Annotated in this window: 11 protein-coding genes; 3 read left to right on the forward strand and 8 right to left on the reverse strand. The window is 69.6% G+C overall.

The window, feature by feature from the left end; genetic code table 11:
• Positions 1 to 35 precede the first annotated feature (35 nt).
• Complete coding sequence (locus GAS53_RS47585; RefSeq protein WP_151484025.1) at positions 36 to 890, forward strand: cellulose-binding protein; 855 nt, start codon at positions 36 to 38, stop codon at positions 888 to 890.
• 136 nt (positions 891 to 1,026) lie between these two features.
• Here GAS53_RS47585 and GAS53_RS47590 read toward each other — a convergent pair whose 3' ends face one another.
• From GAS53_RS47590 to GAS53_RS47625, 8 genes are all read right to left on the reverse strand, one after another.
• The gene (locus GAS53_RS47590; protein ID WP_151484026.1) at positions 1,027 to 2,637 is read right to left on the reverse strand and encodes a sodium/solute symporter; all 1,611 of its coding nucleotides are present in this window, start codon (positions 2,635 to 2,637) and stop codon (positions 1,027 to 1,029) included.
• A complete protein-coding gene (locus GAS53_RS47595) occupies positions 2,634 to 3,116 on the reverse strand; it encodes a DUF485 domain-containing protein (RefSeq protein ID WP_151484027.1) in 483 nt (160 codons plus the stop codon). The genes GAS53_RS47590 and GAS53_RS47595 overlap by 4 nt, the downstream gene beginning before the upstream one ends.
• Before the next feature lie 192 nt (positions 3,117 to 3,308).
• A complete protein-coding gene (locus tag GAS53_RS47600) occupies positions 3,309 to 3,530 on the reverse strand; it encodes a DUF397 domain-containing protein (protein ID WP_151484028.1) in 222 nt (73 codons plus the stop codon).
• Entirely contained in the window at positions 3,502 to 4,341 is an 840-nt protein-coding gene (locus tag GAS53_RS47605; protein WP_151484029.1) for a helix-turn-helix domain-containing protein, read from the reverse strand. Before GAS53_RS47605 ends, GAS53_RS47600 begins: the two co-directional genes overlap by 29 nt.
• A 283-nt stretch (positions 4,342 to 4,624) precedes the next feature.
• Positions 4,625 to 7,060, reverse strand: a complete 2,436-nt coding sequence (locus GAS53_RS47610; protein ID WP_151484030.1) for a hypothetical protein — start codon at positions 7,058 to 7,060, stop codon at positions 4,625 to 4,627.
• Positions 7,061 to 7,267: 207 nt separating this feature from the next.
• Positions 7,268 to 7,936: a Rid family hydrolase gene (locus GAS53_RS47615; RefSeq protein WP_225859558.1), complete on the reverse strand. Its 669-nt coding sequence runs from the start codon at positions 7,934 to 7,936 to the stop codon at positions 7,268 to 7,270.
• Positions 7,933 to 9,543, reverse strand: a complete 1,611-nt coding sequence (locus tag GAS53_RS47620) for a flavin monoamine oxidase family protein (RefSeq protein WP_151484031.1) — start codon at positions 9,541 to 9,543, stop codon at positions 7,933 to 7,935. Before GAS53_RS47620 ends, GAS53_RS47615 begins: the two co-directional genes overlap by 4 nt.
• 283 nt (positions 9,544 to 9,826) lie before the next feature.
• Positions 9,827 to 11,320, reverse strand: coding sequence for an MFS transporter (locus GAS53_RS47625; protein WP_225859559.1), 1,494 nt, complete (start codon positions 11,318 to 11,320; stop codon positions 9,827 to 9,829).
• A 468-nt stretch (positions 11,321 to 11,788) separates the two neighbouring features.
• Here GAS53_RS47625 and GAS53_RS47630 point away from each other — a divergent pair, with 468 nt between their 5' ends.
• Positions 11,789 to 12,577, forward strand: coding sequence for an ABC transporter ATP-binding protein (locus GAS53_RS47630; RefSeq protein ID WP_151484032.1), 789 nt, complete (start codon positions 11,789 to 11,791; stop codon positions 12,575 to 12,577).
• Positions 12,574 to 15,165: an ABC transporter permease gene (locus GAS53_RS47635; protein WP_151484033.1), complete on the forward strand. Its 2,592-nt coding sequence runs from the start codon at positions 12,574 to 12,576 to the stop codon at positions 15,163 to 15,165. Before GAS53_RS47630 ends, GAS53_RS47635 begins: the two co-directional genes overlap by 4 nt.
• Positions 15,166 to 15,259 lie beyond the last annotated feature (94 nt).

The raw sequence follows: 15,259 nt of genomic DNA on the forward strand, positions 1-15,259 counted from the left end.
GCGCATCGGGCGCATCGGTGTCGCCTCATGGCTTCATGGCTGTACGAGGCCGCGGTTACCGTCCCGAGCAAGTGGACGCGTACGCCGCGGAACTCTCACAGGACCGCGACGCCGCGTGGGAACGAGCCGCCCGCCTGACCGTACTGGCCAAGGAGATGGAGGCGGAGGCAGGGCGGCTGGCCGAGCTGGTGGCCGCGCTCCCTCCGCAGACGTACGAGTCGCTCGGCGAACGTGCCCGGCGGATCTTCGAGCTGGGTGAGGAGGAGGCCTCGGCCGTGCGGGAGGACGCGCGGGACGAGGCGCAGCGCGTCGTGGAGGAGGCCGAGGAGGCGGCCAGGGAGGTGCGCGAGGCCGCTCGGGCGGACGCCGACGCGGTGCGTGGCGAGGCCGAGGAGCGGGCCCGGCACCGGCTGCTCGCCGCGCAGGCCGAGGCAGACGAGATGCGGGTCGCCGCGCGGCGCGACGTGAAGGAGAACCGCGGTGAGGCGCTCGCCGCGCTGCGCGAGACGCGGCGGCGCAGCGAGACGCTCCTCGCCGAGCAGGAGAAGGAACACGCCGAGCGCTGGGAGAAGGCCGAGCGCGAGGCCGCCGACCGGGAGGCCGCGCTCGACGCCCGTCACGGCGAGCGGCTGGCCGGCGCGGAAGCGGACCTGGCCGAGGCCGAACGGGCCCTCGCCGAGGCCCACGAGTCCACCCGCCACCTCCAGGAGGACGCCGAGGCCCGCGCCGCCGAACTCCTGGCCGAGGCCCACCTCCACGAGGACCGCACCGCCCGCGAAACGGAACGGATCCTCCGCGAACACGGCGAGGAATGGGACACCGTACGCGCCCACATGGACCACGTACGAAGCAGCCTCACCACGTTGACGGGAAGAGCAACAGCGGAGTAACCGCCCCGGGTTCGGGTCGGCCCCGTCAGGGGCGCGGGGCTGTGACATTTGCGGCTCCGCCGCGTGGGCGCGATCAACCCACGACAACCCGCAGCCAACACACCGACCCAACCACCCCTCCCCCTAGTCCCACCAACTAGTTCCCCCGACGCACCGCCCCCGCAAGAATCCACCCCTCCACAGCCTCGTACTGCTTCCGCTGCTCCTCCGACGCCCTCCGGCCGGAGGCCACCGTGCCCAGCCACCCGAGGGCGAAGCCGAGCGGAATGGAGACGAGCCCGGTCGTGGTGAAGGGGAACCACGTGAAGTCATGGTCGGGAAAGGCGGAAATCGGCGACCCGGAGACGAGATTCGTACCGGTCATCAGAATGAGCGTGCCGACCGAACCCCCGATGAGCGTGCACATGAGCCCGGCCCGCGTGTACCGGCGCCAGAAGAGGCTGAACACCAGCGCGGGCGCTATCGCCGAGGCACCGAGGCAGAACGACAACGTCACCAGCGGCTGCAGGCTGTGGTGCTGAACGAGCGTCGCCAGCAGGATCGCCGGGATACCGACGGCCGCCGCGGACGCCCGCGCCAGCGTCATCTCCCGCCGCGCCGACAACTGCTTCTTGCCGTGCGCGAACACGTCATGCGCAAGGGAGTTGGCGCAGGCCAGAATCATCCCGGCGACCGACGCGAGCACCGTGAGGAAGATCGCCGCCGTGACGGTCGTGAACAGCAGCGTCTCGGCCGTCGAGACGTCCGTCCCGAACGCTGCCCGTGCGCCCAGCAGATACGCCGTGTTCCCCTGCGGGTCCGCCGTCGCGATCGCCTCGCGCCCGATCAACGCCGTCGCCCCGAACCCGACGACCGTGATGATCAGTACGAACAGCGCCACGGCCGGCACCGCCCAGGACATCGACCGCCGCACCTCACGGGCGCTGCCCGCCGTGTACATGCGCATGGTGATGTGCGGCAGGCACGCCCCGCCGAGCACGACCGTCAGTTCCGAACTGATCATGTCCAGGCGGGGGCTGGGCCCGCCCGCGAACTGCAGACCCGAGTTCAGGAACGCGGTCCCCGCTCCGCTGGCACCCGCCGCATCGTTGAACAGGCCGCCGAGGTTCCAGCCGAACTTGTTCAGGATGAGTACGGCGATGACGGCGCCCGAGCCGAGCAGCATCACGATCTTCAGGATCTGGATGAGCGCGGTGCCCTTCATGCCGCCGATCGCCGCGTAGCTGATCATCAGCGCGCCGAGCCCGATGATGCAGGCCGTCTTCAGGCCGTCGCTCGAGAACCCGAGGATGAACGCCAACAGGTCGCCCGTGCCCGCGAGTTGGACCAGCATGATCGGCATCAGCGCGGCCAGTGTCACCACGCACGCCGTGATCCGTACCGCCCGCCCCGGCATCCGCCGTGCGAGCGCGTCGCCCATGGTGAACCGGCCCGCGTTCCGCAGCGGTTCGGCCAGCAGGAACATCAGCAGCATGAGGGAGAGGGCGGTGCTGAGGGCCAGTACGACGCCGTCGTATCCGAAGAGCGCGATCACGCCGCTCGTGCCCAGCACGGTCGCCGCGGAGATGTAGTCGCCCGCGATGGCAAGGCCGTTGCGCATGGGGGAGAGCGAGCTGTACCCCGTGTAGAACTCGTCCAGGTCGTCCCGGTCGGGACCGGTCATCACGCAGAGCAGCAGGGTGATGGTGGCCACGACGGTGAACGCCACGAGTGACATCGCCTGGGCGGAACTGCTGAACCCGGTCATCGGCCGGACTCCGCCCGCTTGGCGTCCAGCTCGGTCTGTTTCCTTATCCGTTCGGCGATCGGGTCCACGCCCCGGCGGGCCGTGTACTCGTACAGCGCGATCGCCACGCAGGTGACGGGGACCTGGATCAGGCCCAGCAGCAGTCCGAGCGTCAGGCCTTCGGTCACCTCGCTCGTCATGAACGACGGCGCGGCCGCGGACAGGATGAGGAAGAGCGTGAAGTAGCCGAGCGCGGTCAGCGTCGCCACGCGCCGCTGCCAGCGGTACGCGGTGCGCAGGACTCGGATGTCGCTGTGGTGGCCGAGGGCGGTGTGACGGTGGCGGTGGGGCTGTCTGGTCGGTTCGGGCTCCGGCGGGTCTTGTGGCGCCCAGGGGTACGTCGGGTAGGACGGCGACGAGTTGTGCGGCGGAATGTGTGACGGCAGGTGTGGCGGAACGTGCGGCGGAACTGGGTACGACTGGGACCGGTCGTAGGACATCCCGGTTCTCCTTGCGTGGCTCGGGCCCGGTGGCGGACCGCAGGGAGCGGGGGGTGAGCGACGCACGCTACTCGGAGGTAGTCGGGATTCGGAAGCGTTTCGGCAAACTGTCTGGTCGGTATGCGCTTACTTCGCTGACCTCGGGTGTTACCCGCGTTAACCCTGTTTACGCCTGTCGCACTTTTGTTTCCGTTATGCCCGTCGGGCGAGGGTGGCGATGAAGGCCGTCCAGGCGGGGGCGGAGAAGGTGATGGCGGGGCCGGCCGGGTTCTTGCTGTCGCGGACGGGGATGCGGGTGGGGAGGGCGGTGTCGTTCACTTCGAGGCAGGAGCCGCTGCTTCCGCCGCTGTAGGTGGACTTGCGCCAGGAGGTCAGCACTGAGGCGTCAGGGATGCTGTGCTCGTTGCGCTTCATGCTCGTAATCCTCCGCGACGGCCCTGAGGAGGTCCAGGGATTTACGGTGCGACAGGGCGTCGCCCAGCACATGATCGTAGATCTCCTGGCAATCGCGCACCACCGACGGAAGCTCCAGGATCCGCCCGCTGTTCACTCCCTCCGCATACGCGATGGGCGGCAGTTCCGCGAACCACATGAGCGAGAGGAAACCCTCCTGTAGAGGGTGCGCACCTGCGGAGAAGGGGAGTACGTGCACGCGGATACGACGGTTCTCGCTCAACTCCACAATGTGACAGAGCTGTTCGCACATCACCTCGGGCTCGCCGACGACACGTCGTAGCACTGCCTCGTCGAGCATCGCGTAGACCTCTGGCGAGTGGAAGTTGTCGAGAATCCGGGCTCGTTCAAGCCGGGTGGCCAGGAGTTTGTCGCGCTCCTCGTCGCTCGTGCGCGGATAGGCGGAACTGAGCACCTCGTACGCGTATGCCTTGGTCTGCAAGATGCCTGGCACCAGGGTCGGGGCGTACTCCTTGATCACCGTCGCCTTGCCCTCGAACTCCAGCGCCTCCTTGAAGTGTTCCGCCACTTTCCTGCCGTCCAGTGTCGGCAGGAACCGCACGAAGAACCCACCCGTCTCCAGCACCTGATCCAGCCGCCGTGCATCATCCACGTCCGGCCGTCTCCGCCCCGCCTCAATGTGGGCGATATGCGTGCGCGACATCACCGCCCGCTGGCTCAGCTCTTCCTGCGTGAGCCCCGCCGCCTCCCGGAGCCGCCGCAGTTCTTCGCCGTACTTCACCCGAGACTGCGGATTGTCCTCGATCGCCATATGTGCAACTCCCGTACGTGCAGGTTTGCTTGTCACGCTCCGCTATCTGTCGAGCGTACCCACGGTGACGCCAGTCTGTGTCCTGATCAGCACAGAGAGTGAAAGGCGGCAACGATGGAAGCGACCGACGAGAAGGTCCCCGGTCCGTACATCACCCTCAGGGTCTCCCGGGACAGCGGACGGACCTGGGGCCCGAAGGTGACGTACGAGCCGGTGCGCGAGGCGCCGCCGATCGAGTCGCCGACGCGTTTCCCACTGTGCCAATGCCCAAAGTGTGGGCCGCTTACCTGAGTTGGACCAGCGACACCGACGGCGGCACCTCGTCGCCGTCGAGGGTCGCGGTGAATTCCAGGCGGTGGTCGGTTCGGCGCTTCACGCCGCTGCCCGCCGTGATCGTGAAGGACAGGGTCGTACGGCCCTGGGGTGGGACCTCGACCCGCGTCGGGCCGTTCGCCCTTGCCGACCAACCCCCGGTGGGGTGCGCTGTCACGGTCACCGTCTGTGAGGTCTCGGTGAAGTTGTAGATGTCCAGGGACATACGGGTGCGGCGGGACAGGCGGTAACCCAGCGGGGGCTCGGCGTCGCCGTTGTCCTTGTTGGGGGCCGCGTTCCGGGCGGAGTAGCGCTGGCTGAGGACGATGTGTTCGGCGGGGGAGAGCGGACCGCGGCGGGGCGGGGCCTGGCGTACTTCGGGGCGTACGGCGTCCACCGTGACCGCGTACACCGGGTCGCTGGAGACGGTCACGGTGCCGTCGTTCGCCACCCGCCTGCCCATGACGTCGTACGCGGTGGCCCCCTGCACAGGGACCCGTACCGGTTTCGTCGCCCAGAGCACCCTCACCGACTCACCCCGGCCCGTGTCGAAGTCGAAGCCGACCGCCTCGGTGGGCAACCCGCTCACCGGTCCGACGAAATGCGCCTCGCCCAGCAGCGACGTGAGCGCCGCGCACGCGCTGTACGCGGGCAACGGCTGGAACTCCCTGCTCAGCAGCCCGAAGTACACGCCCTCGTCGTGCAGCGGCGGACCCGCGAACCAGAACTGCCGGCTGTTCCCCGCCGCCAGCCCCTCCACCATCGAGCGGACCAAGTAGCGGGCCTGGACGGCTTGTTGTGCGGGGGTCAGGTCAACACCCGGCCGTGCCGCGAAGAACGCGCCGCACTCCGTCATCCATCGCGGCACGTCATCCGCCCCGTGTCGACCGGCCAGCTCGCGCTGTTCCTCCGCCGCGCCCGGGAAGGACGGTTCGCCCTGCTCGGCGGGGTCCGGGTAGCCGTGGAACGCCCAGACGTCCGCGTACCGCACCACGTCGTTCTCCAGCATCAGGTCCTGGAAGGGGCCCGCCTGCGCGATGCCCGGCAGGACGACGAGCGGCGGGCGGGGCGCGTCCGCGATGCCCAGGGCCGCCGCCTTCACGAAGGCCGCGTGTGCGTCGCCGGTGCTGCTGGTGGTGTCCACGTCGGGCTCGTTGGAGAGGTGGATGGCCTCCGGGTGCCGGGACGCGAGGCGGCGGGCGTAGCGGTACGCGTGCCGCAGGTCCGCCGGGAGGGGGAGCGAGACCTCCGTCATGGCCCACTCGGGGGCCGGTGAGACGACCTCCAGCGGCGAGAGGCCGTGGCGGCGGATCGTGCGGGTGACCCGGTCGTGATGTTCCGTGTCGTACGCGCTCGGTGTCGGCTCGGCGGCCGGCCACGCCTGGCCGTCGCGTAACCAGCCCGCGCCCATGTCCTTCATCGCGGCCGTGAAGGCGTCCAGGCGGGAGGGGGGTACGAGGGAGGTGGCCCAGACGTTGACGCCGAAGCGGTTGGCGGGACCGGTGACGGCGGGGCGTTGCGGCAAGCAGGCGAAGTGGCCCGCCATGCCCGCCACGCCCGCCGTGCCTGGCGTGTCGTCGTCACCGCTGGATGCCTCGACCAGGTAGTTCCCAGGCGGGAGTTGGGGGAGCGCGACCCTCGCCGTCGTCTCTCCCGTCCCGATCGTCGCGTATCCCTCCGCGACCCGTTCCCCGAAGTAGTCGACGACGGTGTAGCGCACGCGGTGCGCGCGGTCGGCGTGCCCGTTGAGCTCGAGGGTCAGGATCGCGGGCTCCCCGTGCCTGTATGTGCTCGGTGCCCCGTCCCCTACGTACACCTCGCCCAGCCCCACCCCCTTGCGGCGCTTCAGCGTGAAGCGGTCCAGCGCGAGCGCGTACGCCGTCCCGGCCTCCAGGACCGTCGGCTCGGTGACCCGGAACGTCAACACGTTCTCGCCGTCCCGGAGTTCGAGCTCGCCGAGGTCGAGGACGGAGAGGTCGCCCCAGGCCGGCTTCGACTCGTACCAGTACGGCTGGGAGCGCGCGATCTCCTTGAACGGGCCGTCATTCAGGGAGAGTTGGAGGTACGAGGCCGCGGCCTCCGTGTGCGGTACCTCGACCGGGGCGGTGGCGACGGCGGTCAGGGCGTACACCCCTGCCTCCGGTGCGCGGACCGCGTACGTCGCGTACCAGCCCTCCCGTGGGGGCCTCTTCCCGGTGGTCAGGGACAGGTATCTGCCGCCGGACGCGCGGCGGTCCCGGACGACCGGGATGTTCGTCCGGACCGCCGCCTCGCCCTGGACGGTGAGTGTGGTGGGTGCGGAAGTCCCTTGTGCCCGCGCCGAGTTCGAGCCCATGTTCAGCCCCAACGCTGACGCCGCCGCCGACAAGAGGCCCGCCTTCATCGCCGTACGCCTGTTCAAACCCATGGCTCCAGCAGACACGGGCCGGGCTGCGGTCCGCCTCCTGCACGAGGCGGACCGGACCCGGACAGGGCCTCAGGGGCGGGCCTCAGGGGTGGTGGCCAAGCGGCCTTGGTGAAGTCCGTGCGGTACCGCGCCCCGTAAGGGGCGCGGGGAACTGCGCGACCAGCCCCCAGTGGCCCGCAGGTTCATCACCGCATTTTCAGCGAGCGCTCAGCGCCGCTTGTACGTCGCGGTCACCTCGACCTCGACGAGCCATCCCTTCACGGCCAGCGAGGCGACCTCCATCGTCGCCCGCGCCGGGCGGGCCTTGTTGGCGAGAAGCGGCGGCTTGGGGGCCGAGGTGCCCATGGGCACCGGGACGACCTGCAGCGACTTCAGGTCGATGTTGGCGAAGTACTGCCGGTACGCGCGGTTCCAGCCGGCGTAGTCGGCGATCTCGGCGCCCGGCGGCTTCATCAGGTAGGCCTTCATCGTGATGACGTCGGCCGGGGTCACGCCCGCCGCCTCCAGGTTGGTCTTGATGTTGCGCAGTACGACGAGCGCCTGGGCCTCGGTGATCGTGACGCCCGTGGCCCCCTCGGTGAGCGCGGGGTCGGTGTAGCGCTCGGGCGTGCCCTCAGGCGCGCTGGGGTTGAGCGCGGACGGACCGAGGCCGCTGCTCTGGTAGACGGCCACCTCCCCGCCCATCGCCACGCCGTTCGCGATGGCCGGGTTGGACTGCCCCTCGGGCAGCATCACCCGTACGGTTTTCGGGCCGGGCGACCACCAGCCCTGGGCGCCGGCCAGTGTCGCGGAGCCGGTCAGCAGCGCCCCGGTCAGGGCCGTACCGATAAGGACCTTCGTACGCGCCTTCATACGCGCCTTCGTACGCCGCTTCATCCGGCCATCACCCTTTCGTGGATGTCGGTCACGACCTTGCGGGCCGAGGTGAACGCACCGTGCTGCCAGGCGATGACATGGCTGAGCCAGTCGCCGGCGAAGTAGACATGACCTGCGGGCTTGTTGAGCAGCTTGTACTCGGGGCCGTTCTGCGAGGGCCAGCCCACCCAGCCGGCCTCGATGTCGGGCGTGCGGTGCCAGGCCACGCTGAAGGAGCGGTCGAGCTCGGTGCGGTACTTGGCTCCGTGGATCTTCACGCCCCGGCTCAGCGCCCGCTCCAGCCGCTGCGCGTGCGGCAGGTCGCTGTAGGCGACGGCGTTGGCGCCGAAGTTGTAGTAGCCGATGAGTGTGCCGCGGCGGCCCTGGTAGCCGTACGAGGGATACCAGATGGTGGCCAGGTCCGTGTCGGTCGGTGTGATGCCGCCGTAGATGTGCTCGTCCGTCTCCCACCAGCGGCTGCGGTACTCGAGCCCGATCTTGCCGACCGGGGTCGCGACGGGGTACTTCAGCGCGGCGGTGACGTCCGTGCCCAGGTTGTGCTTGATGCGGGCCATGACCATGGGCGGGACCGCGGCCACGACGAAGTCGGCGCGGCGGCTGCGGGTTCGGCCCGTCGCGTCCTTGTAGACGACCTCGGCACCGTCGGGGAGGTCCTTGACCTCCATCGCCTTGGCGCCGTAGGTGATCCGGTCCTCGCCGACGGCCTTCGCCAGCGCGTACGGGATCGCGTCCATCCCGCCGATCGGCTGGAACATCAGCATGGCCTGGTCGTAGCCGAACTCGAAGGAGAAGCGCTGCCCGACGCCGCTCCCGATGACGTCCGACAACGATGGCACCGGGCCGAGCACCGTGCCCTCCTCGAAGGCCGCACCCGGCTCGACCGAGTACCCGCGCCGGTCGGAGCCCGTGTAGGCGAAGCCGTCGGCCTTGCCCTTGATGGCCCCGAAGTTCTGCAGGAACGCGATCAGCCGCTCCTTGTCGGCGGCGGTGAGCTCGGTGTCCAGGGCGCCCTGGTCGGTGGCCTTGGCGAGCAGCTCGGAGACATATCCGTACGCGTCGGCCTTCGCGGTGCGCCAGCGGACCGGCTTGCCCGCCAGGGCTGCGCTGTTCTCGTGGTAGATGTACGCGTTGGCGTTCTGATTGGTGAACACCTCCAGCGGGACGCCGAGTTCACGGCAGTACTCGAGCGTGACGTGGGACTGCGGCAGCCGGGCCGGGCCCGCGTTCATGTACTGGCCCTTGGAGAAGGACGCCGTCTGGGTGCGCCCGTCCAGGTCGGTCAGCGTGCTGCCGCCGCGGACCGTCCAGTTGCGGCCACCCGGGCGGTCCTTCGCCTCCAGGATCCGGCAGTCGTAGCCGGCCTTCCCGAGCTCGTACGCGGTCGCCAGGCCGGCTATGCCGCCACCGAGTACGAGGACCTTCTTGCCGCGCTTTCCGGCTTTCCCGGCGAGGGAGAAGTCGCTCTCCCGGGGCGGCCGGTACGCCTCCGCCCGTGCCTCAGGGACCGGGGCCAGCCCCAGCGCGCCCATCGCCGAGTACAGCATTCCGGCGCCGCCCGCGACTCCGACGGATCTCAGGAAGTTGCGGCGGGATGCTTGTTGGGTCATCAATGTCTCCTCACCCGCGGCCCGTTGCCCGCGACCTGCCTGTCGGCACGCGTGGGCTGGGCGCATCGTCCGAACCAACCCGGCTACGTGGGGGGTGAGTTGCTGGTGAGCCGGAGGTGCTCCATGAGCCTCCATCAGGACTGTTACAGGGCCATGCCAATGACGTCTCCATGGCATGAGCGCGCGTGGAGACCGAGTCGAGCCCGTAACGGATGGAGATCGAGCCGAGCCCGTACGGACGGAGGCCGAGCCTGCCGGTCGGTCCTGCGGCCCGGGTCCGGGCTCAGTCCTCCGGGTCTTTGATCACCGGGAAGCGGCGGGGCGCCATCAGGAGAAGGACCAGGAAGGCGAGTCCGGCCGCGCAGGCCGCGCCGAAGTAGACGGAGTGGACGGCGTCGGCGATCGCGCGGCGCACGTGCTCGGCGGGGGCACCCGAGTCGAGGGAGCGTGTCACCGAGTCCAGGTCGCTCGCGCCGTCGAGCCGTGCGGCCAGTACCCCGTTGGCGACGGCGCCGAAGAGGGCGGCGCCGATGGTCTGGCCGGTCTGGCGGCAGAAGAGGACGGAGGCGGTGGTCGTGCCGCGTTCGGCCCAGCCGACGGTCGACTGGACGCCGATGATCAGGGGGAGTTGGAAGAGCCCGAGCGCCGCGCCGAGGAACAGCATCAGGAGGGTGGGCTGCCAGGCCTGGCCGGGGTACGGGAGGAAGGGGAACGCGAGCAGGATCAGCGTGGCCGTGCCGATGCCGAGCATCGCGGTGTTGCGGAAGCCGATGCGACGGTAGACGTGCTGGCTGAGGGCGGCGGACACCGGCCAGCTCAACGTCCATACGGACAGGACGAATCCGGCGGCGATCGGGGCCAGGCCGAGGACGGACTGCGCGTACGTGGGGAGGAAGACCGTCGGGGCGACCATCAGGAGGCCCAGCGCGCCCAGGGCCAGGTTCACGGCGGCGATGGTGCGGCGGCGCCAGACCCAGCCGGGGATGATCGGTTCGGCGGCCCGGCGCTCGATGAGAACGAGGACGGCTATCAGGGCAAGTCCCGTACCGAACAAGGCGATTGACTGCGCCGACAGCCAGGGCCAGGCCACCCCGCCCTGCACCAGGGCCGTCAGGAGCACGCCGCCGCAGGCGAAGACCGTGAGCGCGCCCGCCCAGTCGATGCGCGGGCGCTCGGTGGTGTCGCGGTCGCGCTTGGGCTCGTGGAGGTGGCGGATCAGGAGCCAGAGCGCGACCGCGCCGAGCGGCAGGTTGATGAGGAAGATCCAGCGCCAGTCGGCGTACGCGGCGAGGACCCCGCCCAGCGCCGGGCCCGCGACCGCCGACGTGGCCCAGACCGTGGACAACTTGGCCTGGATCTTGGGGCGTTGTTCGAGTGGGTAGAGGTCGGCGGCGAGCGTCTGGACCGTGCCCTGGAGGGCGCCGCCGCCCAGGCCCTGGACGACGCGGAAGGCGATCAGCGCGGCCATGTTCCAGGCCGCCGCGCAGAGCAGGGAGCCGAGGAGGAAGAGGATGGAGCCGGCGATCAGGACCGGCTTGCGGCCGAAGGTGTCGGAGAGCTTGCCGTAGACGGGGAGCGTGACCGTCACGGCGAGCAGATAGCCGGAGAACAGCCACGAGAAGACGGAGAAGCCGCCGAGATCGCCGACGATCTGCGGGACGGCGGTCGACACGATGGTGGAGTCGAGCGCGGCGAGGCCCATGCAGAGCATGAGGGAGGCGACGACGGCCCGGCGGCCCCGGGGCGTCTGGGGGCGGTCCGCCGTCGCCTTCCCTATGTCGGGTGTCGCGCTGTCCACCGGATGCCTCCCCTGAGCCCTGAGCCTTCGGGGACCTGATTCGTTCCCCCTGCATCTATCTGCCGCAGGACAGCTTCCCACTTGCCCCTCACGTCGCGGGAGGGTGGACGCTGACTGGGCCGGTGGATGGAGGCGTCCCTGAGAGGTGCTCCACCGAGGGGTGGAGATCCCCTAGGGGGCCCTCCGTACTACGGCTCGGGGAGGGTTCGTACCGCCGGAGGACGAGACGGGTCCGGCCGCTCCTTAGCCTGGCTTTATGCCGCTGGGGGCGGTCCGGGGAGTGGGCGGGGGCCTCGCAGGCTCGTACGGACCGCACCTTCGGGGGTGGGGTTTTCCCCAGCAAAAGACTGCGCTGTGCACCAGCGCGGTGGGCCACCTCCCGCCACGAGACTGAATCGCGCAAGCAGTTCTCACGATTCACCTGCTGACCGACTTAGGAGACTTACCGTGACATCGGCTGTAACCATTCCCAGGCACGGGGGCACTGGAGGGCGTACGGCCGTTGCCGCGCGGGCGCGGCAGGTCGTCAAGGCGTACGGGTCCGGAGAGACCCGCGTCGTCGCCCTGGACCACGTCGACGTGGACATCGCGCGGGGTCAGTTCACCGCGATCATGGGCCCCTCGGGGTCCGGCAAGTCCACGCTGATGCACTGCCTCGCCGGACTCGACACCGTCTCCGCCGGGCAGATCTACCTGGACGAGACCCAGATCACCGGCCTCAAGGACAAGAAGCTCACACAGCTGCGCCGGGACCGGATCGGCTTCATCTTCCAGGCGTTCAACCTGCTGCCGACGCTGAACGCGCTGGAGAACATCACGCTGCCGATGGACATCGCCGGCCGCAAGCCGGACAAGGGCTGGCTGCGTCAGGTCGTGGAGACCGTCGGGCTCGCCGACCGCCTCAAGCACCGGCCGAACCAGCTCTCCGGCGGCCAGCAGCAGCGTGTCGCCGTGGCCCGTGCCCTCGCCGCACGCCCGGAGATCATCTTCGGTGACGAGCCGACCGGAAACCTCGACTCGCGTGCGGGTGCCGAGGTGCTGGGCTTCCTGCGCCGCTCGGTCGACGAGCTCGGCCAGACCATCGTGATGGTCACGCACGACCCGGTGGCCGCCTCGTACGCGGACCGTGTGCTGTATCTCGCCGACGGCCGCATCGTCGACGAGATGTACAAGCCCACCGCCGACACCGTCCTCGACCGCATGAAGGACTTCGACGCCCGGGGACGTACGTCATGACCGTCTTCAAGACATCGATGCGCAACTTCTTCGCGCACAAGGGACGCATGGCCCTGTCGGCTGTGGCGGTCCTGCTGTCGGTGGCCTTCGTGTGCGGGACGCTCGTCTTCACCGACACGATGAACACGACCTTCGACAAGCTCTTCGCGACGACCGCGTCCGACGTCACGGTCTCCCCGAAGGCCGCCAAGGCCGACGACACCCCGCAGAACGGCAAGCCGGAGTCGCTGCCCGCGTCGGCCGTCGCGCAGACGCTGAAGGCGGACGGCGTCAAGTCGGCCGAGGGCGCGGTCGGTTCGATGAACGTGACCGTGGTCAACAGCGACAACAAGAACATGGGGTCCAGCACCGGCGCTCCGACGATCGCGGGCAACTGGACGAAGAACGACCTGCGTTCGATGGAGATCACGTCCGGTCACGCCCCGCGCGGGCCGACCGAGGTGATGGTCGACGCCGACACCGCGGACAAGCACAACCTCAAGATGGGCGACGAACTGCGCACCATCGCGGTCACCGGTGACTTCAAGGCGAAGATCGTCGGCATCGCCACCTTCAAGGTGACCAACCCCGGTGCCGCCATCGTCTACTTCGACACCGCCACCGCACAGCGCGAACTGCTCGGCGCCACCGGCCGGTTCACGCAGATCAACGTCACGGCCGCGCAGGGCGTCACCGACGCGCAGCTGAAGCAGAACGTCTCCGCGACGCTCGCCGGATCCGAGGGGTCCGAGGGGGCTGCCGGGGCGTACAAGGTCCAGACGCAGAAGGAGTTCTCGGACGAGAACCGCGAGGGCGTCGGCGAGTTCATGAACGTCATCAAGTACGCCATGCTCGGCTTCGCCGGAATCGCCTTCCTGGTCGGCATCTTCCTGATCATCAACACCTTCTCGATGCTGGTCGCCCAGCGCACCCGTGAGATCGGCCTGATGCGGGCGATCGGCTCGTCCCGCAAGCAGGTCAACCGGTCGGTGCTGGTCGAGGCCCTGCTGCTGGGCGTCGTGGGCTCGGTCCTGGGTGTCGGCGCGGGCGTCGGCATCGCGATCGGCCTCATGAAGCTCATGTCGATGGCGGGCATGAACCTCTCCACCGCAGACCTGACGGTGAAGGCGGCCACCCCGGCGATCGGCCTGCTCCTCGGCATCGTCGTCACGGTCCTCGCCGCCTATCTGCCCGCCCGCCGTGCGGGCAAGGTCTCCCCGATGGCCGCGCTGCGCGACGCCGGTACGCCGGCCGACGGCAAGGCCGGCTGGATACGGGGTCTGATCGGCCTGGTCCTCACGGGCTCCGGTGCCGCCGCCCTGTACATGGCGGGCACCGCGGACACGGCGAGCGACGGCTCGCTGATGCTGGGCGCCGGTGTGGTGCTCTCGCTGATCGGGTTCGTCATCATCGGCCCGCTGCTCGCGGGCGGTGTGGTCCGGGCCATCAGCGCGGTCCTGCTGCGCGGCTTCGGCCCCGTAGGACGCCTCGCCGAGCGCAACGCGCTGCGCAACCCGCGGCGCACGGGCGCCACCGGCGCGGCCCTGATGATCGGCCTCGCGCTCGTCGCCTGCCTCTCCGTGGTCGGCTCCTCGATGGTGGCCTCCGCGACCGAGGAGCTCGACAAGTCGGTCGGCACGGACTTCATCGTCCAGGGCAACCAGCGGATCGTGCCGCAGGCCCAGAAGGCCATCGAGTCGACGCCGGGGCTGGAGCACGTCACCAGCTACAAGATGGTCGAGGCCAAGCTGACCTCGCCCGACGGCAAGACGGAGAACAGCGATGTGACGGCTGCGGACCCGACGTACGCCAGTGACCTGCGGCGCGAGACGACCGCCGGTGAGCTGTCGGCGGCGTACGGCAAGGACGCGATGTCGGTCGGCTCCTTGTACGCCGAGGAGCACGGTGTGAAGGTCGGCGACACGATGACCGTCGCCTTCAAGGGCGGCCGGACCGCCGAGCTCAAGGTCGCGGCGATCACGAACGACGACGTGGCCATCGACAAGGGCTCGCGGTACATGAGCATCGACACGATGCAGAAGTACGTCCCGGCCGACAAGATCCCGCCGAACGACATCATGTTCGCCGCGGCCAAGGAAGGCCAGGAGAAGACGGCGTACGCGGCTCTGAAGAAGTCCCTGGACCCGTACCCGCAGTACCAGGTCCGTGACCAGACCGACTACAAGCAGGAGCTCAAGGACCAGATCGGCCAGCTTCTGAACATGGTGTACGGCCTGCTGGCCCTCGCGATCATCGTGGCGGTCCTGGGTGTCGTGAACACCCTGGCGCTGTCGGTGGTGGAGCGGACGCGGGAGATCGGCCTGATGCGGGCGATCGGCCTCTCGCGGCGGCAGCTGCGCCGGATGATCCGCATGGAGTCGGTGGTGATCGCCCTCTTCGGCGCACTGCTCGGGCTCGGCCTGGGCATGGGCTGGGGCGCCACCGCCCAGAAGCTCCTCGCCCTGGAGGGCCTGAAGGTCCTCGACATCCCCTGGCCGACGATCATCGGCGTCTTCATCGGCTCGGCCTTCGTGGGGCTGTTCGCCGCGCTGGTGCCGGCGTTCCGGGCGGGCCGGATGAACGTACTGAACGCGATCGCGACGGATTAGCTGCCGGGTTCGCTGTCGCGGGCTGAGCGGCCACCATGCACGGGGGTCATGGTGGGGCGGGGGAACGGGGAACGGGGGAAGGGGGCCCGGCGCC

It is taken from the genome of Streptomyces albicerus (assembly GCF_008905045.1).
Classification (GTDB): Bacteria; Actinomycetota; Actinomycetes; order Streptomycetales; family Streptomycetaceae; genus Streptomyces; species Streptomyces albicerus.